We start from the raw sequence: 20,721 nt of genomic DNA, 5'->3' as shown, positions 1-20,721 counted from the left end.
GAATTCGGTATCGGTTCGCTTACAAGCAGCAACCGGACCGCCACCCGCACAGTCAGACGTTGCACAGCACCGTCACCGAGACGCCAACCGCACTCAACGGGGAGCGCATATGCACATCAGGGGCGACCACGCCGAGCTGGTCGTCGGGGGCCGCCTCGACGTCCGCAGCGCGGCGGACGCCCGTACGGTCCTCCACTCGGCCGTCGACACCGGAGTCGGCGACCTGGTGCTCGACCTGTCCGAACTGGACTCCTGGGACGCCACCGGACTCGGGGTGATCATGGGCGCCCACCGGCGGGCCGGCCGCTGCGGGCGCCGCCTGGTGCTGCGGGGAGTCCCCCCGCAGATGCAGCGCCTGCTGGTCGCCACCCGGCTGCACCGCATCCTCGCCATCGAGGGCGGCATCGGGGTGGAGTCGCTGCCCCGGGTGTGAGGCACCCCTGCCGGGCGGGACCGGGCGCAATCCTCACGAGACCGTGACGTCTCGGACCGTACGGCACCCCGCCCTGTCGGAGATACTGAGCCACGGTTTAGGGTGCGGTCGCCCGCTGCCTCGCAACCCTCGACCCGGCGGGCCCGGACCAGAAGCGACAGCGCGGTGTGCGACAAGGCCGGGAGGGGCCGGAACACGGGCACACGACGCTTTTGGGGGGCTTGAACCCATGGACCCGATCGAGCCGATCGACCCGATCCACACGGGACCCGAGGAACACGGCACGGCGCACGGCCGCCGCCCGCCCCGGGACTCCCTCACCTCCGACTTCGCCCCGGGCACGGCAGCGCCCGCCCGCATGGCCCAGCTCGTCGTGGGCGACCTCCAGCTGACCGTCAACCCCGTCGACGGCAGCGAGATAGAACCCTGCCCGCCGGCCGAGCGCCCCGGCAGGCCCCGCAAGCGCACCCCCGCCGAGCGCGCCGAGGCCGAACGCGCCGCCCGGCCGCCCGTGCCGCCCGGCCCCGCCCGGCCGGCACTGTCCCTGCTGGAACGCCAGGACGAACGCGAACGCCTGGTCCGCCTCCTCGCCCAGGGCCGCTCGGTCCGCCTCACCGGCCCCGCGGGCTCCGGCCGTACCGCCCTGCTCGACCTGGTCGCCGAGGACTGCCTGGACCTCGCCCCCGACGGCGTGGTCCGCCTCAGCGGCCACCACCGCACGGCCGGCGACCTCCTGCACGACCTGTTCCACGCCGTCCACGACGCCCCCCACCACCGCCCCGACCGGGACGAACTGCTCGCCTCGGTCCGGGAGATCGGCGCGGTCGTCGTCCTGGACGACCTGGAGTTCGGCGGCGCCGCCCTGGACGAACTGCGCGACGCCACCCCCGAGTGCGCGTTCCTGTTCGCCGCCACCCCCGACGTGCCCGCGCCCTCCGCCGCGGCCGAGGTGGAGGAGGTCTTCCTGGCCGGCCTCGACCGCAACGCCGGCGTGGAGATCCTCGAGCGCACCGTCGGCCGGGTGCTCACCGAGGAGGAGGCCAACTGGGCCGGCGACCTCTGGTTCGAGTCCGAGGGACTGCCCCTGCGGTTCGTCCAGGCCGGCGCCCTGCTCCGGCAGCGCGACGAACTGCGGGCCAGCACGGGCGCGGTGGACGAGTACGGCGTCTTCGAGGACGTACGCCGGCCGGCGGACCCGCCCGCGGAGCCGGCGGACGACGTTCCGCTGCCCTCCCTCGGCGAGGCCGCGGCCCCCGCGCCGCTGCTCGCCTCCCGGCTCGGCGCCTCCGCCCGGGCCGCCCTCCGCTTCGCGGTCGCCCTCGGCGGCGAGCTGCCCCACCAGGCGCACCTGCCCGCACTGGTCGGCGACACCCACGCGGACGCCGCCCTCGGCGAGCTGGCCGGCTGCGGCCTGGTCTCCCCGGTCGGCTCCCGCTACCGGCTCGCGGCCGGGGTGCAGACCCAGCTGGAGGCGGCCGGATACGCCGACGACGCCGACGACCACGCCCGCACCGCCGCCCAGCACTACGCCTGGTGGGCCGGCCATCCCTCGGTCACCCCCGAGCGGGTGTGCGCGGAGGCCGACGCGGTCCTGGCCGCGCTCGGCGCCGTCGTGCCGCGGACGGCCCCGGCCGCCGACGGCGAGGAGAGCAGCGCCGTACGGCTCGCCCGCACGGCCGCGCCCGCCTTCGCCGCGGGACTCCACTGGAGCGCCTGGGAACGGGCCCTTCGGTACGGTGCGGAAGCCTCGCGGCTGGCCGGCGATGTGCCTGAACAAGCCTATTTCCATCACGAGCTGGGGATACTCGCGCTCTGCACCGGACAGCTCGACCGGGCCCGTGCCGAACTGGAGGCCTCGGGCGGGCTGCGCGGTGCCCTCGCCGACAAGCGCGGTGCGGTCGCCGGCCGCCGCGCGCTGGCCCTGCTCGCCGACCGGGCGGGCGAGGCGCCGGGGCTGCCGGTGCCGGGGGAGGCACGGCACGAGGATCCGGCGCCGCGCCCGGCGCCGGCGCCGGAGCCGTACGAGGGCACGCTGGTCACGCGGCAGCTTCCGCGGCCGGCGGGGCGCGGCGCCGGCATCCGGCGGGTGGCCCGGCGCAACCTGGTGGCGGCCGGTTCCGGGGCGCTGCTCGCCGCGGTGCTCGGCACGGTCGTCACGCTCGGCATGACCTCCGACCCGGACGGCGACCGCAACCCGGCGGGCAAGGTGGAGGTGAACCCGTCGGCGACCCAGGGTCTGGAGGACGGCGGTCCGGCCTCGGACCCGGCCGACACCGGTGACACCGGATCGGCCGGCGGCCGTCCCACCTCGCCGGGCCCCGACGGCAGGTACGGCACGGCGGACGACCCGGTACCGCCCGCCGCCCCCTCCCGCCCGTCGGAGAGCGTCAAGCCCTCCGACCCCGCCGGCCCCTCCGGCTCCCCGTCGAAGTCCCCGACACCGGGCGGCTCGACGAGCGGCGGCACGGGCGGTACGACGGGGGGCTCGACCGGAGGCAGCACCACCGGCGGCTCCACCACCGGTGGTTCCACCACCGGCGGCTCGACGAGCGGCGGCACGGGCGGTACGACGGGGGGCTCCACCGGGAGCACCACCACCGGCGGCTCCACGGACGGCTCGACGACCGGCGGCTCCACGGGCAGCACCACGGGCAGCACCACGAGCGGAGGCGCGACCGGCGGTACGAGCGGCGGCACGAGCGGCGGTACGAGCGGCGGCACGTCCGGCGGAACCACCGGCGGTACCACCGACGGCACGACGACCGGCACCACGAACGGCGGCTCCGCCGGGGGGACGTCGAGCAGCGCGTCGGCGTGATGTGCGGCGGTGCCGACGGGCCCCGGGCCGGTTCGGCACCGCCGGTCCGGCCCGGGCCCGTCGGCTAGAACAGGCGGAGCTTGTCGTCCTCGATGCCGCGCAGGGCGTCGTAGTCCAGGATCTGGCAGTTGATGCCGCGGTCGGTGGCGAGGACGCGCGCCTGGGGCTTGATCTCCTGGGCGGCGAAGATGCCGCGGACCGGCGCCAGATGGGGGTCGCGGTTCAGCAGTTCGAGGTAGCGCGTGAGCTGCTCGACGCCGTCGATCTCGCCCCGGCGCTTGATCTCCACCGCCACCGTCCGGCCCTCGGCGTCCCGGCAGAGGATGTCCACGGGGCCGATCGCGGTCATGTACTCGCGGCGGATGAGGGTGTACCCCTCGCCCAGGGTCTCGATGCGGTCGGCGAGGAGCTCCTGGAGGTGTGCTTCCACGCCGTCCTTGATCAGACCCGGGTCCACACCCAGTTCGTGCGAGGAGTCGTGGAGGATCTCCTCCATCGTGATGATCAGTTTCTCGCCCGCTTTGTTGACGACGGTCCAGACCCCCTCGTCCTCGCCCGTCCCCTCCTTCAGCGTGCAGGGCGGCGACATCCAGTTGAGCGGCTTGTAGGCCCGGTCGTCGGCGTGGATGGAGACGCTGCCGTCCGCCTTGACCAGGATCAGTCGCGGCGCCGAGGGCAGGTGGGCGGTGAGCCGGCCGGCGTAGTCGACCGAGCAGCGGGCAATGACGAGACGCATGGTCGGCAACGCTACTCGACACCCCCCGGTGCTCGCGATCCGCCCGCCCCGCTCCCTGTGGATCGCCCCATTTGTCCCTTGAAACTCTTGTTCATCCCTGGCCGATTGTGGGCGTAACGGGACCGTTCCATATACGCATTCTGCTGGTGTGGTCACCGACCGTTGCCTACCGTAGGGAACGGGAGGTTGCGGCCCCTGTACCGAGCGTGTTCGAAATCGCGAACTCCCTGACCTGTCCGGCAACCCCTGTGCCTCGGGGGTGCGAGAGGAGAACCCATGTCGCTCGACGTCTCACCGGCCCTACTCGAACAGGCCGAGCGAGGCGAGGTCGACGAAGCAGACTTCGTCGACTGCGTCCGGACCTCCCTGCCCTACGCATGGGAGATGATCAGCTCCCTGGTGGCCCAGCTGAAGGTGGACGGCGGCTCCTTCGCCGACAACCAGACGCCCCCGCCGGACGAGCAGGCGCGCGGCCAGCTGCTGCGTGCGCTCGCGAGTGACGCCATCCGCGGCGCCCTCCAGCGGCACTTCGGTGTACGGCTGGCCTTCCAGAACTGCCACCGCGTGGCGGTGTTCCCGCTGGACGCCTCGGTGGACGAGACGCTGGCCCGCTTCACGTCGGTGCGCAGCCAGCTGCTGAACCAGTCGCCGGAGCTGCGGGACTGCTGACGCGGTTCCGGCACGGCCGGGACGGGACAGACGTCGGCTTGCCGCTCCACCGTGGGGGAGGTGCATGCAGGACCGGGGCGGCAAGCCCCCCAGGTGGCTTGCGCGGCGGGCCGGTCAGTGCAGCTGGGGCAGCACCTCGGCGCCCAGGCGCCGCAGGTTCTCCTCCGTGGTCGCGAGGTCGCCCGAGCCCTCCGTCAGGAGGGCGAAGCGGGAGATGCCGGTGCGCTCCGAGGTGGCCGCGAGCCGGTCGGCGGCCAGCCGCGGGGTGCCCACCGGGTGCAGCCCGCAGAGCAGTTCGGTGTAGGCGTACGGGTCGCGCATCGAGCGCGCCCGTCCGTCCACCGTCACATGGGCCCCGAGTCCCTGCCGCAGCCAGCCCGGCATCGCCTTCGTCAGTGTCTCCACCGCGTCCGTGCGCCGGTCGGCGAGCTGGCAGACCCCGGCCGAGACATGGGCGGCGCCCTCGATCTCCTCGGCCGGCCGGCCCGCCGCCCGGGCGCAGCGCCGCCACATGGCGACCATCTCGGCCTTCTCCTCGTCCCCGACGTGCATGCCGAGCAGCATCGGCAGCCCGCGCTCGGCGGCCAGCCGTACGCTCGCCGGTGAGGTGCAGGCGAGGACGACCTCCGGGCCGGGGCTCTCCGCCAGGGCCTCCGAGGGGCGGGGGACGACCGGTACCTCGCGGAAGGAGAACCGCTCTCCGGAGGCCGCCACCGACGGCTCGCCGAGCCAGCGCAGCAGCAGATCGAGCGACTCCGGGAACCCGTGTTCGTACGCCTCCAGGCCCGTGCCGAACACCTCCAGGTCGACCCAGGGGCCGCCCCGCCCGACACCCAGGGTGAACCGGCCGCCGCTGGTGATGTGGAGCAGCGCGGCCTGCTCGCCGAGGGCCACCGGGTGGGCCGTGGGCAGTACGCTGACCGCCGTACCGACCCGGATGCGGCGGGTGCGGCCGAGCAGCAGCGCGGCCAGGGTCACCGCGGACGGGCATGTGCCGTACGGCACGAAGTGGTGCTCGGCGAGCCAGACGGCGTCCAGCCCGGACTGCTCGGCGACCTCCGCCGAGCGGACCGCCCGGTGCAGGGCTTCCCCGGGGCCCTGGCCCGGGAACTGGGCCGCCAGCACAAAACTACCTACGTGCATCGCATTTCCTGCTTCCTTGGCTCCGACCCGGAGCTCCCCCACCCGGCATAACCGTCTGACACGTGCCCAGGACACGGCCTGCCCGGAAGGATTTGCGGATTGTCTGCAGAATGGGTCTCCCTGGAGGGGGACTTGGGTGGGTTGGTTCCTTACGCGTATCCGACGCGTACCCCGCACGGCGGCGCGTAGGCTGGATGGAGCCCGTGCTCCCCGTACAGCCCCGAGAGGTGTCCCGTGTCCCCGCGCCGCAACCGACCGAAGGCAGCCGGATCACCGGGCCGGAGCGCCGAGGACGACCGCACCGGCCGGTACGGCGGCTGGCAGTCCACGGAGAGCTGGCAGGGCGAGGAGTGGAGCGTGCGGCATGTCGCCGGGGCCGGCGCGGAGGGCAAGACCTACCGCTGCCCGGGCTGCGACCAGCTGATCCCGTCCGGTGTCCCGCACGTGGTGGCGTGGCCGGAGCACACGGGCGTCGACGAGCGCCGGCACTGGCACAAGGCCTGCTGGAACGCGAAGGACCGCCGCACCACGCGGGTGCAGCGGTCCCGTAACGCGCCGAGGTTCTGAAGCCGGGGTCCTCCGGGTCGTACGGCTACACGTCCCGGCTCTGCAGCAGCGCGTACGCGCCCGCGTACACCGCCGCCGTCACACCGAGCATGATCCACAGCGGGTCCCAGCCGGACGGCCCGGACTCGGTCAGGGAGTTGGCGTAGAAGACGCTGAGCTGGTTCGGGATCGAGTACTCGAACAGCCACTCACGGAGCTTGTTCAGCGACTCCGAGACCATGAAGAGGGCCAGCACCAGCGGGGCGAGCACCACGCCGATCATGATGGTGATGGCGCCCGCGGAGTGCCGGATGACCGAGCCGATGAGCAGCGACAGCAGGCCGAGCAGCGCGATGTAGAGGCTGATGCCGACGGTGGCCTTCAGCCAGTCCTCGCCGCTGGGCGTGCGGGCGCCGGTGCCGTCCAGCATCGACGCCTGCACCATGGCCACGAAGCCGGACGTCACCAGGGTGAAGGCGAAGGCGACGGCGAAGAACACGATCGACTTGGCGGCGAGCACCCGGGCCCGGCTGGGGCACGCGGTCATCGTCGTACGGATCATGCCGGTGCCGTACTCCGAGGCCGTGGTCAGCACGCCGAGCGTGATGATGCAGATGCTGCCGAGCAGCAGGCCGAAGAAGCCGAAGGACAGCGGGTTCTCGCCGGACAGGCTGGCGGAGTCGGAGTTGGCCTCGACCAGGGCGCCGGCCATCAGGCCGATGCCGACGACGAGCAGCACGAACACGCCGAGCGTCCACATCGTGGAGCGCACCGACTTGATCTTCGTCCACTCGGAGGCCAGCGCGTGCCCGAGGTGGGTGCGCACGACCGGGATCGGCGAGGTGTAGCCGGGGTACGAGCCGCCGGGCGCCGCCTGCCAGTCGGGCGCGGCGGCCGGGGCCTGCGGCATCGGGGGCTGGTGGGTGCTCATCGGGCGTCCTCGGGCTGGGTCGGGTCGGCGGGGGCGGGAGCCGCGCTGGCGGCGGGGGCGGCCGGGGCCGTGGCGGGGGCCGGGGGAGCGCCGGCGGGCGCGGGCGCGGCCGGCGCCTCCTTCGTCAGGGCCGGCGGCTGCGCCTGCGGCGCCGGAGCGGCGGCGGGGGCGGGGGCGGGGGCCTGCGCGGGCGGCTGCGCCTGCGGGGCCTGCGGGGCCTGCGCCGGCTGCTGAGCCGGGGCCGTCGGCTGGGCGTACGGGTTGGCCGTCCCCGCCGGTCCGCCGGGCGCCGTACCCGGTGCCGTGCCCGGGGCACCGCCGTACGGTCCGCCGGGCGGCGTGAACGGCTGGCCGCCCTGCTGGGGCGGCGGCGGGGCGTACCAGCCGGGCTGGCCCTGGCCGGGGACCGGCATGGGCGGCTGGGCGCCGGCCGGCAGCGGCTGCTGGAGGCCCGCCTTCTGGTCGATGGTCGAGCGGTAGTCCACGGCGCCCTGCGTCATCCGCATGTACGCCTCCTCCAGCGAGGCCTGGTGCGGGGACAGCTCCCACAGCCGGACGTCCGCCTCGTGCGCGAGGTCGCTGATGCGGGGCAGCGGCAGCCCGGTCACCCGGAGCGCGCCGTCCTGCTCGGGCAGCACGTGCCCGCCGGCCTCGGTGAGCGCGGAGGTCAGCTTCTCGCGCAGCTGCGGCTCGGTGTCGGGGGTGCGCACCCGGGCGAAGTCGGCCGAGTTGGCCGAGATGAAGTCCTTCACGCTCATGTCGGCGAGCAGTTGTCCGCGCCCGATGACGATGAGGTGGTCGGCGGTCAGCGCCATCTCGCTCATCAGGTGGGAGGAGACGAAGACCGTACGGCCCTCGGCCGCGAGGGCCTTCATCAGGTTGCGGACCCAGAGGATGCCCTCGGGGTCGAGGCCGTTGACCGGCTCGTCGAAGAGCAGCACCTGGGGGTCGCCGAGCAGCGCGGCGGCGATGCCGAGCCGCTGGCCCATGCCGAGGGAGAAGCCCTTGGAGCGCTTCCGGGCCACGCCCTGGAGACCGACGACACCGAGCACCTCGTCCACGCGCCGGGCCGGGATGCCCGACAGCTGGGCGAGGCTCAGCAGGTGGTTGCGGGCGCTCCGGCCGCCGTGCACGGCCTTGGCGTCCAGCAGCGCGCCGACCTGGCGGGGGGCGTTGGGCAGGTTCCGGTACGGGTAGCCGCCGATGGTCACCGACCCGGACGTGGGGTTGTCCAGTCCGAGGATCATCCGCATCGTGGTGGACTTCCCCGAGCCGTTGGGCCCGAGGAAGCCGGTCACGGCCCCCGGCCGCACCTGGAAGGAAAGGTTGTACACGGCGGTCTTGTCGCCGTAGCGCTTGGTCAGGCCGACAGCCTCGATCATGCTCCGCACCCATCGAAAGGTTCAGGACAGCGGGGCACACGCCCCCGTAAGGGTTAGGAGGATATCCAGGCGCTGACGGTTCCGCCCAAAAGAAAGTAAAGCTATGCGTCGCGCTTCCTGAGCAGCGCGTAGCCGACGAGGAGCACCGCGACCACCCACAGCACCATGATCCCCAGGCCGCCCCAGGGGCCGTAGGGCGTGTCGTCGCCGGCTCTCGGCAGCACCTGCATGATCCGCCGGCCCGCCTGGTCCGGCAGATAGCGGCCGACCTTCTTCGTGGCCTCGACGTTGCCGAGGATGTTCGAGACGAGGAAGAAGAACGGCATCAGGATGCCGAGCGACAGCATCGGCGAGCGCAGCATCACCGCCACGCCCATGGAGAACACCGCGATCAGCGTCATGTACAGCCCGCCGCCGATGACCGCCCGCAGCACCCCGGGGTCGCCGAGGGCGGTCCGGTGGGAGCCGAGCATCGCCTGGCCGAGGAAGAACGCGGCGAAGGCGGTCACCATGCCGACGGCGAGCGCGAGCGCCGTGGCCACCGCGACTTTGCCGCACAGGAAGGTGCCGCGCCGCGGTACGGCGGCCAGGGAGACCCGGATCATGCCGGTGCTGTACTCGTTGGAGACGACCAGCACCCCGAACACGATCATCGCGAGCTGGCCGAGGGTCATGCCCGCGAAGCTGGTCACCGTCGGATCGAAGGAGAGCCGTTCCCGCACGGGCATGTTCTCGTACTGACTGTTCGTGAGCGCGGAGATCAGCATCCCGAGGGCCACGGTGACCACCACGGCCAGCGACAGCGTCCACACCGTGGACGCCACCGAACGGATCTTGGTCCACTCGGACCGGATGACCTGTACGGCCGCCATGGTTCTCAGGCCTCCTTCCCGCCGGCGCCCCAGCCGTGTGCGACCGCGGCGGGTCCGGCGTGCGCGTGGTACTCCACGGCCTCGGCCGTCAGCTGCATGAACGCCTCCTCCAACGAAGCCTGCCGCGGGCTCAGCTCGTGCAGCACGAGCCCGTGCCGCGCGGCCAGCTCACCGATCTGCTCCGCCTTGCCGCCCTCCACCTCCAGCGCCTCGCCGCCCGCCTCCACGACGGTGATCCCCGCCTGGTGCAGCACGTCGAGGAGCCGCTCGCGCTGCGGGGAGCGGATCCGCACGTACGACCGCGCGTTCGTCCGGATGAAGTCGGCCATCGAGGTGTCCGCGAGCAGCCGCCCCTGCCCGATGACCACCAGGTGATCGGCCGTCAGCGCCATCTCGCTCATCAGATGGCTCGACACGAACACCGTGCGGCCCTGCGCGGCCAGCGACTTCATCAGGTTCCGGATCCAGTGGATGCCCTCCGGGTCCAGCCCGTTCACCGGCTCGTCGAACATCACGATCCGCGGGTTGCCGAGCAGCGCGGCGGCGATCCCGAGCCGCTGCCCCATGCCGTACGAGAACCCCTTGGTCTTCTTGCGCGCCACGGAGGTCAGCCCGACGGTCTCCAGCACCTCGGCGACCCGGCTGCCCGGGATGCCGTTGCTCTGCGCGAGGCACAGCAGGTGGTGGTAGGCGCTCCGGCCGCCGTGCACGGCCTTGGCGTCCAGCAGTGCGCCGATGTACGTCAGCGGGTCCCTGAGCCGGGCGTAGTGCGTGCCGTCGATGCGGACGTCGCCGGCGGTGGGGTGGTCGAGCCCGAGGATCATCCGCATGGTGGTGGACTTCCCGGCGCCGTTGGGCCCCAGGAACCCCGTCACGACGCCCGGTCTGACGGTGAAGGTCAGACGGTCGACCGCCACCTTGTCGCCGTACCGCTTGGTCAGCCCCTCCAGCTCGATCATGCGGCCACGCTAGGACGGGCTCGGGGCGGCTGCCACTCGAGCTGCCACTCGAGCTGCCACTCGAACCGCCGACGCCGAAGGGGCGGCGGGAACAGGTCCCACCGCCCCTCAGCGGTCGTACGACTGCCCGGACCTACCGGGACTGCTGGGCCGGAACGCCCCGGGAGATCGGCTCGTCGTCGGTGGACGTGCCGGCCGCGGCCACCGCGGCACCGGTCAGCGTGGCCAGCATCTCGCGGACGTTCGTCAGCTGGGCGTTGATGGAGTCGCGGCGGTTGGTGAGCGCCGCCAGCTCGCGCTCGGATTCCGAACGGATCCGGTCGGCCTTGGCGTTGGCGTCCGCGACGATGTCCTCGGCCTGGCGCTGGGCGGTCTCCACCGTCTGGCGGGCGCGGCGCTCGGCGTCGGTGCGCAGCTTCTCCGCCTCCAGGCGCAGCTGCTCGGCCCGGTGCTCGATCTCCGCGAGCCGCTTCTCGGCCTTCTGCTGACGCGAGGCCAGGTCGCGCTCGGACTGCTCGCGGCGCTTGGCCAGGTTGGTCTCGAAGTCGGCGGCGGCCTGCGCGGCCTTGGCGCGGGTCTCCTCGAAGAGGGCGTCCGCCTCCTCGCGCTTGGACTGCGCGTCCTTCTGCGCCTCGGCGCGCAGCTGGGCCGCGTCCGCCTTGGCCTTCTCGACGATCCGGACGCCCTCGTCCTCGGCCTTGGCCTTGCGCTCGGCCGCGTACGACTCGGCGTCGTTGCGGACCTGCTGGGCCGCCGACTCGGCGAGGTCGCGGTGCTGCTCGGCCGCCCGCCGGGCCTCCTCACGCAGCTCCTTGGCCTCTTCCTCGGCCAGCCGCAGGATCTTCTCGACCCGCGCGCCGAGACCCGCGTACGACGGCTCGGCATCCGTGATCTGGGCCTGGGCGTTCTGCGTCTCGAGGTGCAGTTCCTCGATGCGCTTCTCCAGGGCGGTGATGCGGGCGAGAGCGCTGTCACGGTCGGAGACGAGCTTGGAGATACGTTCGTCCACCTGAGCGCGGTCGTATCCACGCCGCACAAGCTCGAAGCCGTAGGGGGAAGTGTCGCTCATGGGGTTCCTGTCGAATGAGACCGGTGAGTGAGGTGATAAGGGGAATCCTAGGGGCCGAAGCGGTGTGTCATCGAGCAGATACGGTTTTGATCTGGAGAATGGCACCCCATTTGGGTGGCTGACCGTCGGACGGCTTGCCACGGAGTCGGGCAAAGCCCCCAGAAGACACCGGAACCTACCCGTTGCGCTAGCTCTCTGACGACTTGCCACCCGAACGGGGGGCGCCCACCGTGGCGCCCGCCTTGACCCCGCCGTCCTTGCCGGACGTGGGCGCCTCGAAGGACTCCAGCGCCTCCAGGACGTCCTGGACCCGGGAGATCTCGGCGTTGATGTCCTCGCGCCGGCGCACCAGGATCTCCAGCTCCCGCTTGCCCTCCTCGACCGTGCGCCGGGCCTCCCGGATCGCCTCCGCCTTCAGCTCCTCGGCCTCCTTGATCAGGCTGGCCTTCTTCTGCTCGGCCTCCTTGAGCAGCCCCTCCGCCTTCTTCACGGCGGCGATCCGCACCTTGCCCGCCTCCGAGCTGGCGTCCGAGACCAGCTCCTTGGCCTTCGCCTCGGCCTTCGCCAGCTGCTCCTCGGCGGCCTTGATGAGCGCGTCGCAGCGGTCGCCGGTGGACTTCATCGTCTCGGCGGCCTCGCGGCGGGCCCGCTCGTGCAGCTCCTCGATCTCGCTGGTGATGCGGTCGCGCAGCTCCTCCGCGCGCTGCCGGATCGCGGTGGCGTCCCGGCGGGCGCCGACCAGCAGCTCGTCCGCGTCCGTCCGCGCCTTCTCCACCCGCGAGTTGCCCTCGATGGTGGCCTCGGAGACGATCCGCTCGGCCTCGCTGCGGGCCGCGCCGACCATGGTGTCGGCCTGCGACTCGGCGTCCGCGGTGGTCTTCAGCGCCTGCTTCTGCGCCTCCGTCAGCAGCTTGTCGGCCTCGGCCGTGGTCTCCGTGATGAGCTTGTCGACCTGCTCGGCCGCCTCCGAACGCCGCTTGTTGGCTTCCTTGCGGGCCTCGTCCAGGGTCCGCTCGGCCTCCTCGCGCGCGGAGCCGACGAGCCGCTCGGCCTCCGCCTCCGCGTCCGCCCTGGCGCGCTCCGCCTCGGCCCGCAGCCGCTCGGCGTGGGCCTGTGCGGAACCGACCGTCTCCGCGGCCTCCGCGCGCAGCCGCTCGGCCTCGTCGGTGGCCTCCGCGAGCAGCTGCTCGGCACCCGCGAGCGCCTCGGCGCGCACCCGGTCGGCCTCGGCGACGGTCTCGCTCTGGAGCCGCTCGGCCTCGTTGCGGGCCTCGGTGATGAGGGTGTCGGCCTGGGTGGCCGCGTCGGAACGGATGCGGTTGGCTTCCTCGCGGGCCTCCGCACGGGCACGCGTCGCCGCCTCGGTGGCCTCGGTGAGCGTCTGCGACGCCTCCGTGCGGATCCGCTCCGCCTCGGCGGCGGTCTCCGCCTGGAGCCGCTCCGCGTCCGCGAGCGCCTCCGTGCGCACCCGGTCGGCCTCGGCGACGGTCTCGCTCTGGAGCCGCTCGGCCTCGTTGCGGGCCTCGGTGATGAGGGTGTCGGCCTGGGTGGCCGCGTCCGAGCGGATGCGGTTGGCGTCCTCGCGGGCGTCCGCGCGGGTACGGGCCGCCGCCTGGTCCGCCTCGGCCAGCGCGTCCGACGCCTCGGTGCGCACGCGCTGGGCGTACTCGCCGGCGTCCGCGCGCAGCCGCTCGGCCTCCGTGATGGCCTCCGCCATCGTCCGCTCGGCCAGCGCCTTGGCGGCCTCCGACTCCTCGTTCGCCTCGCGCCGGATCCGGGTGGCGTCCTCGCTGGCCCGCTCCCGCTCCGCGTAGGCGTCGGCACGGACCCGGTCCGCCTCCTCCTCGGCCTCCCGCTTCGTCCGCTGCGCCGCGTGCTCGGCGGCCGAACGCAGCCCGGCGATCTCCTCCTGCGCCTGCTCGTGCAGCCCGGCGACGGAGTCCCGGACCTGCTGCGCGTGCTGCTCGGCGGCGGCGACCATCTCGGTGGCCCGCCGGTCGGCCTCCTCCACCAGGCGGGTGGCCTCGGTCTGCGCCTCCTCGACCCGCTTGCGGGCGGAGGCCAGCAGCTCCTCGCTCTGCTCGCGGGCCCGCTGCCGCTCCTGGTCGGCCTCCTCACGGGCCGCGCCGAGGAGTTCCTCGGCCTCGCGGCGGCGCCGGGCGGCCTCCTCCTGCGCGGCCGCCAGCGTCTCGGACGCCTCGGCGCCCAGCCGCTCGGCGGCGGCCTGCGCCTCCGCGCGCACCCGGTCGGCGGTGTCCTGCGCCTCCGCCTTCAGCCGCTCGGCCTCGGCGGCGGCCTCGGACCGCAGCCGTACGGCGACGGCCTCGCCCTCGGCACGGGAGGCGGACGCGTCGGCCGCCGCCTCGTCGCGCAGCCGCTCGGCCTCGGCCTCGGCCTGCTGCTGGAGCGTACGGATCCGCTCGGCGGCCTCGCCGCGCAGCCGCTCGGTCTCCTCGGCGGCCTCCCTGCGGATCCGGGCGGCCTCCTCGCGGGCGTCGGCCAGCGCCTGTTCGGCCGACGCCAGCCGCTCCTGCGCCTCCGTCTGGAGCCGCGTCAGCTCCTCGGCGGCCTCGGTACGGCGGGCCTCGACGGCCTTCTCGGTCTCCTCGCGCAGCTCCCGCGCGGCCTTCTCGGCGTCCGCGGCGACCGTCTCGGCCTGCTCGGCGGCCTCGGCGCGCAGCCGCTCGGCCTCCTTGCGGGTGCGCTCCAGGGTCTCCTCGGCCTGCCGGCGCAGGCTCGTGGCGCGCTCGATGGCCTCGGTGCGGACCTTCTCGCTGTCGGCGGTCGCGGTCTGCCGCAGCTCGTCGGCGTCCGCCTTGGCCTTCGCCAGCAGCTCCTCGGCGGACTTGGCCGCCTCCTCGATCTGCGCCACCGCCTCCCGGCGGGCCTCGGCACGGATCGACTCGCCCTCGGCGACCGCGTCGGCGCGCAGCTGCTCGGCCTCGCCGCGCAGCCGGCGGGCCTCCTCCTGCAGCTCGACCGTCTTGGCGCGGTACTCCTTGGTGTCGTCCTTCGCCGCGCCCTTGAGCTGCTCGGCGATGTCGTGCGCCTCGGCGCGCAGCCGGTCCGCCTCGGTCTCGGCCTCCGAGCGGATCCGCTCGGCCTCCTCCGCGGCGGCCCTGGTGGTCTTCCGGGCGTCCTCGGACGCCTTGTTGAGGACCTCCTCGGCGGTCCTGGCCGCCTTGGACAGCTGGGTGGCCGTCTCCTCGGCGGTGATCGTGCGGGCCTTCTCGGCGGCCTCGGCGACGATCTTCTCGGCCTCGGCCCGGGCGTCCGCGACCAGCTGCTCGGCCTCGGACTTGGTGTGCTCGGCCTCCTTGGTGGCCTCCTCGACCAGCCGGGCGACCTGCTCCTTGGCGGTGCGGGTGCGGGTCTCGTTGGCGGCCTCGGCGCTCGCGAGGGCCTTGGCGGCGGCCTCCTTCGCCTCGGTGACCACCTTCTCGGCCTCGGCCTGCGCCTTGCGCAGCGCCTCCTCGGCCGCGGCCATCCGCTCCTCGGCGGCCCGGCTCAGCTCGGCGGCCTGCCGGCGCGCGGTGTCCGACTCGGTGACCGTCGCCGTCCGCAGCTGCTCGGCGTGCTCGGTGGCCTCCTGGGCCTGCGTGGAGGCGGCGTTCAGCAGCCGCTCGGCGTCCGTGCGGGCCCGGCGCAGGATCTGCTCGGCCTCCGCGCGCGCCGACTCGGCCTCGCTCTGCAGCCGCTCCCGGGCCTCCCGGGTCAGCCGCTCGGCCTCCGCACGGGCGGCGGCCATCGCCTGCTCGGCCTCCGCGCGGGACTCCTCCAGCAGCCGGCGCGCCTGCTGCTCCGTCCGGGCACGCAGCTGCTCCGCCCAGGCGACGTTCTCGTTGACGTGCGACTCGACGGTGGCGCGGCGCTCGGCCAGCTCCTGGTCGAGCTGCTGGCGCCGGGTCACCGCCTCCTGGTGCAGCTCGGCCTGGAGCCGGGCGGCCTGCTCGGCGTGCTCCTGGAGGATGCGCTGGGTCTGCGCGCGGGCCTGGCTCAGCTCCCGCTCGGCGTCCTGGCGCAGCTGCTCGGCCTGCATCTGGGCGTTGCGGAGCAACTGCTCGGCCTGGTAGCCGATGTCGCCCGCGTCGTAGGCGGGCCGGGTCATGAGGGTGCGCCGCGCCTCATGCAGCTTGGCACGCAGCACCTCGACCTGGTAGCCGAGGTCCTCGGCGTGCTGGATCGCCTTCTCGCGCTCGGTCCTCAGCCGCTTCATCTCGGCCTCGAACCGAGAGAGGTGGTCGACGTCAGCCGCCGGCTCTCGCTCCTGGCTCTCGTAGCCCCGCACTGCGCGGTCCCATCCGTCCCCTGGTCAGCTTCTCCAACGAGCCTCGTCCTCCGCCGAACGGGGCCCCCGGGGAATGGTGTCAGATCAACGGCGGAGCACGGGCTGCTGCCCCGACGCACGTCCCCCGAAACCCGGACCCCGGCATGCGATCGTCCCCGTTTCAGGGACGATCGCCCCCAACCCTACCGGCCCTTATGTACGGGGGTCAGTGCTCAGGTGACTCAACAGGGGCCGAAGTGACCAGTTCCGTCAGAACACCGTGGCAGTCCTTGGGGTGCAGGAAGGTGATCCGGGACCCCATGGAGCCCCTGCGCGGCTCCTCGTACAGCACCCGGACGCCCTTGCCGCGGATCTCCTCGGAGTCCGCGTCGACGTCCGCCGTGCCGAAGGCGATGTGGTGGACGCCCTCCCCGTTCTTCGCGAGCCACTTGGCGACCGTGGAGTCCTCGCGGACCGGTTCCAGCAGCTGGAGGTAGGAGGCACCGCCGTCCGAGGTCTCGTTGATCTTGAGCATGGCCTCGCGCACGCCCTGTTCCTCGTTGACCTCGGTGTGGAACACCTCGAAGCCGTACGTGGTCCGGTAGAACTCGACGGTCGCGTCGAGGTCGTGGCAGGCGATCCCGATGTGGTCGATTCGCGTCAGCATGAACTCAGTGCAGCGCTCCCGGGGTGGTTACGCAACGTGCGCGCGATCACACCGACAGGCCGGTGACGCCGTGTCCAACCGCTCAGTACATTCGAAGTAAACCCTCGTTCACTCCTCGGCTGCGCGGCAGCTGGAAGGGGATCGCACCTCATGTCTTCTGGAACGACCAGCTCGGTGATCGTCGCGGGCGCCCGGACGCCCATGGGGCGGCTGCTGGGCTCGCTGAAGTCCTTCTCCGGAGCCGACCTGGGCGGCTTCGCGATCAAGGCCGCCCTCGACCGTGCGGGGATCGGCGGCGACCAGGTGCAGTACGTGATCATGGGCCAGGTCCTGCAGGCCGGCGCGGGCCAGATCCCGGCCCGCCAGGCCGCCGTCAAGGCCGGCATCCCCATGAACGTCCCGGCGCTCACCATCAACAAGGTGTGCCTCTCCGGCCTCGACGCCATCGCCCTCGCGGACCAGCTGATCCGCGCCGGCGAGTTCGACATCGTCGTCGCGGGCGGCCAGGAGTCCATGACCAACGCCCCGCACCTGCTCCCGAAGTCCCGCGAGGGCTACAAGTACGGCGCGGTCGAGATGCTCGACGCGATGGCCCACGACGGCCTGACCGACTCCTTCGAGGGCGTCGCCATGGGCGAGTCCACCGAGAAGCACAACACCCGCCTCGGCATCAAGCGCCCCGAGCAGGACGAGATCGCCGCGCTGTCCCACCAGCGGGCCGCCGCCGCCCAGAAGAACGGCCTGTTCGAGGCGGAGATCACCCCGGTGGAGATCCCGCAGCGCAAGGGCGACCCGGTGCTGTTCAGCAAGGACGAGGGCATCCGCGGCGACACCACCGTGGAGTCCCTGGCCAAGCTCCGCCCGGCCTTCGCCAAGGACGGCACGATCACCGCCGGCACCTCCTCGCAGATCTCCGACGGCGCCGCCGCGGTCGTCGTGATGAGCAAGGCCAAGGCCGAGGAGCTGGGCCTGACCTGGCTCGCCGAGATCGGCGCGCACGGCAATGTGGCCGGCCCGGACAACTCGCTGCAGTCGCAGCCGTCCAACGCCATCCAGCACGCCCTCAAGAAGGAGGGCCTGAACGTCTCCGACCTGGACCTCATCGAGATCAACGAGGCCTTCGCCGCCGTCGCCGTGCAGTCAATGAAGGACCTCGGCGTGTCCACGGAAAAGGTGAACGTCAACGGCGGCGCGATCGCGCTGGGCCACCCGATCGGTATGTCCGGCGCCCGGATCGTGCTCCACTTGGCGCTGGAGCTGAAGCGCCGCGGCGGCGGGGTCGGCGCGGCCGCGCTGTGCGGTGGCGGCGGCCAGGGTGACGCCCTGATCGTGCGGGTACCGAAGGCCTGAGACACCGTGGGCCTGAGCCCGGTACCTCAGGTCTCGTTCCGGTACGTCGGTGAAGTGAACGGAGCTGTTTGATGCAGGACGTCTCCTCTCTGGTGGCGCAGGCGAGGGAAGGCCGGCCGCGGGCCGTGGCCCGGCTGATCTCCCTCGTGGAGGGGGCGTCCCCGCAGCTCAGGGAGGTGATGGCGGCGCTCGCGCCGCTCACCGGGAACGCCTATGTGGTCGGCCTGACCGGCTCGCCCGGCGTCGGCAAGTCCACCTCCACCTCCGCGCTCGTCACCGCCTACCGCAAGCAGGGCAAGCGGGTCGGTGTCCTGGCCGTCGACCCCTCGTCCCCGTTCTCCGGCGGCGCGCTGCTCGGCGACCGGGTCCGGATGTCGGAGCACGCCTCCGACCCCGGCGTCTACATCCGCTCGATGGCCACCCGCGGTCACCTCGGCGGCCTGGCCTGGGCGGCCCCGCAGGCCATCCGGGTGCTGGACGCGGCGGGCTGCGACGTGATCCTGGTCGAGACGGTCGGCGTGGGCCAGTCGGAGGTGGAGATCGCCTCCCAGGCGGACACCAGCGTGGTCCTGCTGGCCCCCGGCATGGGCGACGGCATCCAGGCGGCGAAGGCGGGCATCCTGGAGATCGGCGACGTCTACGTCGTCAACAAGGCGGACCGGGACGGTGCCGACGCCACCGCCCGCGAGCTGAACCACATGCTGGGCCTGGGCGAGGCCCGCGGGCCCGGCGACTGGCGGCCGCCGATCGTGAAAACGGTCGCGGCCCGCGCCGAGGGCGTCGACGAGGTGGTGGAGGCCCTGGAGAAGCACCGGGCCTGGATGGAGGAGCGCGGTGTCCTCGCCGAGCGCCGCCGGGCCCGCGCGGCCCGCGAGGTGGAGACCATCGCCGTCACCGCGCTGCGCGAACGCATCGGCGACCTGCACGGCGACCGCCGCCTCAGCGCCCTCGCCGAGCGGATCGTCACCGGCGAACTGGACCCGTACCGCGCGGCCGACGAGCTGGTCACGGGCCTGACACAGGGCTGACCCTCGTCAACTCCGCCGGAGGACTGCTAGGTTCACCGCCATGTTCCTCTCCCTGGCGTAGAGCGCACCCGGGATCGCGGAGCCGTCACACACGGCCACCGCGCCCTTCGGTGTCCCTCTTCCGCCTCTTCCGGAGGAACTCCCGCGTGTCCACGCACCCTTCGCGGCCCTCGTACGCCGCCGTCCTGCGCGTCCCGCACGCGCGCCGCACCTTCACCGCCGCGCTGACGGCCCGCCTGTCCTACGGGACGGTCTCCCTCGCCGTCCTGCTGTCCGTCACCCGGGCCACCGGCTCCTGGGCCGTCTCCGGCCTGGTGCTGTCCCTGTTCGGAGCGACGACGGTCCTCCTGATGCCGCTGCGGGCCGCTCTGATCGACGCCCACGGCCCGCGCCGGGCCCTGCTGCCCATGTCCGTGCTCTACGGCGCCCTGCTGACCGTCCTGGCCGTCCTGACCTGGCGTCCGGGGGCACCGGCGGCGGCCGTCGCCGGAGCGGCCGCGCTCGCGGGCTGCTGCGCGCCGCCGCTGGGCCCGGTCATGCGCGCCCTGTGGTCCGAACTGGTCCCGGACCGGGCGCTGTTGCAGCGCGCCTACAGCCTGGACGGCGTCGCCGAGGAACTGCTGTTCGTCTCCGGTCCGGCCGTGGTCGGCGGGCTCATGGCCTTCGCCCCGCCCGCCGCCGGCATCCTGCTGAGCGCCGCCCTGAACACGGCCGGCACCTGCGCCCTCGTCACCTCCCCGGCGATGACCGCGCCCCGCCCCGCCGCCCGCGGCGAACGGCGGCCGGCCCGGGTGCGGGGCCTGCTGCCGCCGGTCGCGGTCGCCCTGGGCGTGGGGCTCGCCCTCAGCTCCGTGGAGCTGCTGGTGATGGCCTTCGTCACGGAACGCTCCTACGACCCCGCCCTGGTCCCCTGGGTCCTGGGCGCGCTCTCGGCGGGCAGCGCGCTGGGCGGTCTGGCCAACGGGGCGCTGCGCTGGCGTACGACCGCCCGCGCCCGGCTGTACCGGTTCGCCGCGGCCCTGGGTGTGACCCTGGCGGCAGCGGCCCTGGCCCCCACCCTGTGGACCCTCACCGGGGTGATGGCCCTCGCGGGCGCCTTCGTCGCTCCCGCGCTGACCACGGCCTACCTCCTGGCCGACGAATCGGCGACCGAGGCCACCCGCACCCGGGCCGGGGCCTGGGTGAACATGGCGGTCAACACGGGAAGCTCGGGCGGGGCGGCGGTCATGGGCCTGCTGATCGGCCGGGTGCCGCTGGAGGTGTGCTTCCTCCTGGCGGGCTCGGTGGCCGTGCTGCCCGCCGTGGTCGCGCGCCGCACGCTCAGGGACGCCCCCGCTGTCCTCTCAGGTGCTCGGCGATCGGCTTGAGCGCCTTGTCGAGTTCCATCAGCGCGTCGGCCGACAGCAGGTCGATGAAGTGCCGCCGGACCGACGACACGTGGTGCGGCGCGACCTTCCGCATCGTCTCCATGCCGTGCTCGGTGAGCACGGCGTAGAGCCCCCGCCGGTCCGACTCGCAGTTCTCCCGGCGCACCAGGTTCGCGTTCTCCATGCGTGTGATCTGGTGCGAGAGCCGGCTCTTGGACTGGAGGGTCGCGGAGGCGAGGTCGCTCATCCGCATCCGTACGTCTTCCGACTCGGACAGGTTCACGAGGATCTCGTAGTCGTTCATTGTCAGGCCGAACGGCTGCAGATCCTTTTCGAGCTGGTACGTCAACAGCCTGTTGACCTCCAGGTGGGTGCGCCAGGCGCACTGCTCCGCATCGGTCAGCCAGCGCGTGGCCGTCTCGGTCTCCATGAATGAAGTCTACCTAAGAAGTTGAATGACGAACTACTTCGGGTGGTGTGACAG

At 73.2% G+C, this 20,721-nt stretch carries 17 protein-coding genes; 7 read left to right on the top strand and 10 right to left on the bottom strand.

Annotated elements, in window-relative coordinates:
- Positions 1–109: 109 nt before the first annotated feature.
- Together IEZ20_RS34675 and IEZ20_RS34670 are read left to right on the top strand one after the other, a co-directional pair.
- A complete protein-coding gene (locus IEZ20_RS34675; RefSeq protein WP_189306164.1) occupies positions 110–433 on the top strand; it encodes an STAS domain-containing protein in 324 nt (107 codons plus the stop codon).
- A 229-nt stretch (positions 434–662) separates the two neighbouring features.
- Positions 663–3,251: an ATP-binding protein gene (locus IEZ20_RS34670; protein ID WP_189306161.1), complete on the top strand. Its 2,589-nt coding sequence runs from the start codon at positions 663–665 to the stop codon at positions 3,249–3,251.
- Positions 3,252–3,315: 64 nt separating this feature from the next.
- On the opposite strand, the gene nucS is transcribed toward IEZ20_RS34670, so the two are convergent.
- Positions 3,316–3,987 carry an endonuclease NucS gene (gene nucS, locus IEZ20_RS34665; RefSeq protein ID WP_189306159.1) on the bottom strand — a complete coding sequence of 224 codons (672 nt, stop codon included), beginning with the start codon at positions 3,985–3,987 and terminating at the stop codon, positions 3,316–3,318.
- 276 nt (positions 3,988–4,263) lie between these two features.
- Between nucS and IEZ20_RS34660 the strand changes: the two genes are divergently transcribed.
- Positions 4,264–4,656 carry an SCO5389 family protein gene (locus IEZ20_RS34660; RefSeq protein ID WP_189306157.1) on the top strand — a complete coding sequence of 131 codons (393 nt, stop codon included), beginning with the start codon at positions 4,264–4,266 and terminating at the stop codon, positions 4,654–4,656.
- A gap of 114 nt (positions 4,657–4,770) precedes the next feature.
- Here the strand turns inward: IEZ20_RS34660 and IEZ20_RS34655 are convergent, their stop codons facing one another.
- Positions 4,771–5,799 (bottom strand): LLM class flavin-dependent oxidoreductase, encoded by a 1,029-nt coding sequence (locus tag IEZ20_RS34655; RefSeq protein ID WP_189306155.1) that lies wholly within the window; start codon positions 5,797–5,799, stop codon positions 4,771–4,773.
- Positions 5,800–6,033: 234 nt separating this feature from the next.
- On the opposite strand from IEZ20_RS34655, the gene IEZ20_RS34650 reads away from it, so the two are divergent.
- The gene (locus IEZ20_RS34650; RefSeq protein ID WP_189306153.1) at positions 6,034–6,366 is read left to right on the top strand and encodes an Rv1322 family protein; all 333 of its coding nucleotides are present in this window, start codon (positions 6,034–6,036) and stop codon (positions 6,364–6,366) included.
- 25 nt (positions 6,367–6,391) lie between these two features.
- Here IEZ20_RS34650 and IEZ20_RS34645 read toward each other — a convergent pair whose 3' ends face one another.
- The 7 genes from IEZ20_RS34645 to mce form a co-directional block, all read right to left on the bottom strand.
- Positions 6,392–7,276 (bottom strand): ABC transporter permease, encoded by an 885-nt coding sequence (locus IEZ20_RS34645; RefSeq protein WP_189306151.1) that lies wholly within the window; start codon positions 7,274–7,276, stop codon positions 6,392–6,394.
- On the bottom strand, positions 7,273–8,658 hold the full coding sequence (locus tag IEZ20_RS34640; protein ID WP_189306149.1) for an ABC transporter ATP-binding protein: 1,386 nt from the start codon (positions 8,656–8,658) through the stop codon (positions 7,273–7,275). The genes IEZ20_RS34645 and IEZ20_RS34640 overlap by 4 nt, the downstream gene beginning before the upstream one ends.
- Positions 8,659–8,759: 101 nt before the next feature.
- Positions 8,760–9,530 carry an ABC transporter permease gene (locus IEZ20_RS34635; RefSeq protein ID WP_189306147.1) on the bottom strand — a complete coding sequence of 257 codons (771 nt, stop codon included), beginning with the start codon at positions 9,528–9,530 and terminating at the stop codon, positions 8,760–8,762.
- A gap of 5 nt (positions 9,531–9,535) precedes the next feature.
- Positions 9,536–10,489, bottom strand: coding sequence for an ATP-binding cassette domain-containing protein (locus tag IEZ20_RS34630; RefSeq protein WP_189306145.1), 954 nt, complete (start codon positions 10,487–10,489; stop codon positions 9,536–9,538).
- A gap of 133 nt (positions 10,490–10,622) precedes the next feature.
- On the bottom strand, positions 10,623–11,558 hold the full coding sequence (locus IEZ20_RS34625; protein WP_189306135.1) for a coiled-coil domain-containing protein: 936 nt from the start codon (positions 11,556–11,558) through the stop codon (positions 10,623–10,625).
- A 187-nt stretch (positions 11,559–11,745) separates the two neighbouring features.
- On the bottom strand, positions 11,746–15,846 hold the full coding sequence (gene scy / locus IEZ20_RS34620; RefSeq protein WP_189306133.1) for a polarized growth protein Scy: 4,101 nt from the start codon (positions 15,844–15,846) through the stop codon (positions 11,746–11,748).
- A gap of 205 nt (positions 15,847–16,051) precedes the next feature.
- Complete coding sequence (gene mce, locus IEZ20_RS34615) at positions 16,052–16,492, bottom strand: methylmalonyl-CoA epimerase (protein WP_189306131.1); 441 nt, start codon at positions 16,490–16,492, stop codon at positions 16,052–16,054.
- Positions 16,493–16,642: 150 nt separating this feature from the next.
- Between mce and IEZ20_RS34610 the strand changes: the two genes are divergently transcribed.
- From IEZ20_RS34610 to IEZ20_RS34600, 3 genes are all read left to right on the top strand, one after another.
- The gene (locus tag IEZ20_RS34610; protein ID WP_189306129.1) at positions 16,643–17,842 is read left to right on the top strand and encodes an acetyl-CoA C-acetyltransferase; all 1,200 of its coding nucleotides are present in this window, start codon (positions 16,643–16,645) and stop codon (positions 17,840–17,842) included.
- Positions 17,843–17,913: 71 nt separating this feature from the next.
- Positions 17,914–18,870 (top strand): methylmalonyl Co-A mutase-associated GTPase MeaB, encoded by a 957-nt coding sequence (meaB, locus tag IEZ20_RS34605; RefSeq protein WP_189306127.1) that lies wholly within the window; start codon positions 17,914–17,916, stop codon positions 18,868–18,870.
- A 146-nt stretch (positions 18,871–19,016) separates the two neighbouring features.
- On the top strand, positions 19,017–20,237 hold the full coding sequence (locus IEZ20_RS34600) for an MFS transporter (RefSeq protein ID WP_189306125.1): 1,221 nt from the start codon (positions 19,017–19,019) through the stop codon (positions 20,235–20,237).
- Here IEZ20_RS34600 and IEZ20_RS34595 read toward each other — a convergent pair.
- A complete protein-coding gene (locus tag IEZ20_RS34595) occupies positions 20,191–20,667 on the bottom strand; it encodes a MarR family winged helix-turn-helix transcriptional regulator (RefSeq protein ID WP_189306123.1) in 477 nt (158 codons plus the stop codon). The genes IEZ20_RS34600 and IEZ20_RS34595 overlap by 47 nt on opposite strands.
- Between the last annotated feature and the right edge of the window lie 54 nt (positions 20,668–20,721).

The organism is Streptomyces cinerochromogenes, assembly GCF_014648635.1.
Classification (GTDB): Bacteria; Actinomycetota; Actinomycetes; order Streptomycetales; family Streptomycetaceae; genus Streptomyces; species Streptomyces cinerochromogenes.
This window is presented reverse-complemented; position numbering and strand designations above follow the sequence as displayed.

Coding starts and splice junctions, on each gene's coding strand:
- IEZ20_RS34675 (WP_189306164.1), top strand. CDS start 110: ATGCACATCAGGGGCGACCACGCCGAGCTGGTCGTCGGGGGCCGCCTC.
- IEZ20_RS34670 (WP_189306161.1), top strand. CDS start 663: ATGGACCCGATCGAGCCGATCGACCCGATCCACACGGGACCCGAGGAA.
- nucS (WP_189306159.1), bottom strand. CDS start 3,987: ATGCGTCTCGTCATTGCCCGCTGCTCGGTCGACTACGCCGGCCGGCTC.
- IEZ20_RS34660 (WP_189306157.1), top strand. CDS start 4,264: ATGTCGCTCGACGTCTCACCGGCCCTACTCGAACAGGCCGAGCGAGGC.
- IEZ20_RS34655 (WP_189306155.1), bottom strand. CDS start 5,799: ATGCACGTAGGTAGTTTTGTGCTGGCGGCCCAGTTCCCGGGCCAGGGC.
- IEZ20_RS34645 (WP_189306151.1), bottom strand. CDS start 7,276: ATGAGCACCCACCAGCCCCCGATGCCGCAGGCCCCGGCCGCCGCGCCC.
- IEZ20_RS34640 (WP_189306149.1), bottom strand. CDS start 8,658: ATGATCGAGGCTGTCGGCCTGACCAAGCGCTACGGCGACAAGACCGCC.
- IEZ20_RS34635 (WP_189306147.1), bottom strand. CDS start 9,530: ATGGCGGCCGTACAGGTCATCCGGTCCGAGTGGACCAAGATCCGTTCG.
- IEZ20_RS34630 (WP_189306145.1), bottom strand. CDS start 10,489: ATGATCGAGCTGGAGGGGCTGACCAAGCGGTACGGCGACAAGGTGGCG.
- IEZ20_RS34625 (WP_189306135.1), bottom strand. CDS start 11,558: ATGAGCGACACTTCCCCCTACGGCTTCGAGCTTGTGCGGCGTGGATAC.
- mce (WP_189306131.1), bottom strand. CDS start 16,492: ATGCTGACGCGAATCGACCACATCGGGATCGCCTGCCACGACCTCGAC.
- IEZ20_RS34610 (WP_189306129.1), top strand. CDS start 16,643: ATGTCTTCTGGAACGACCAGCTCGGTGATCGTCGCGGGCGCCCGGACG.
- meaB (WP_189306127.1), top strand. CDS start 17,914: ATGCAGGACGTCTCCTCTCTGGTGGCGCAGGCGAGGGAAGGCCGGCCG.
- IEZ20_RS34595 (WP_189306123.1), bottom strand. CDS start 20,667: ATGGAGACCGAGACGGCCACGCGCTGGCTGACCGATGCGGAGCAGTGC.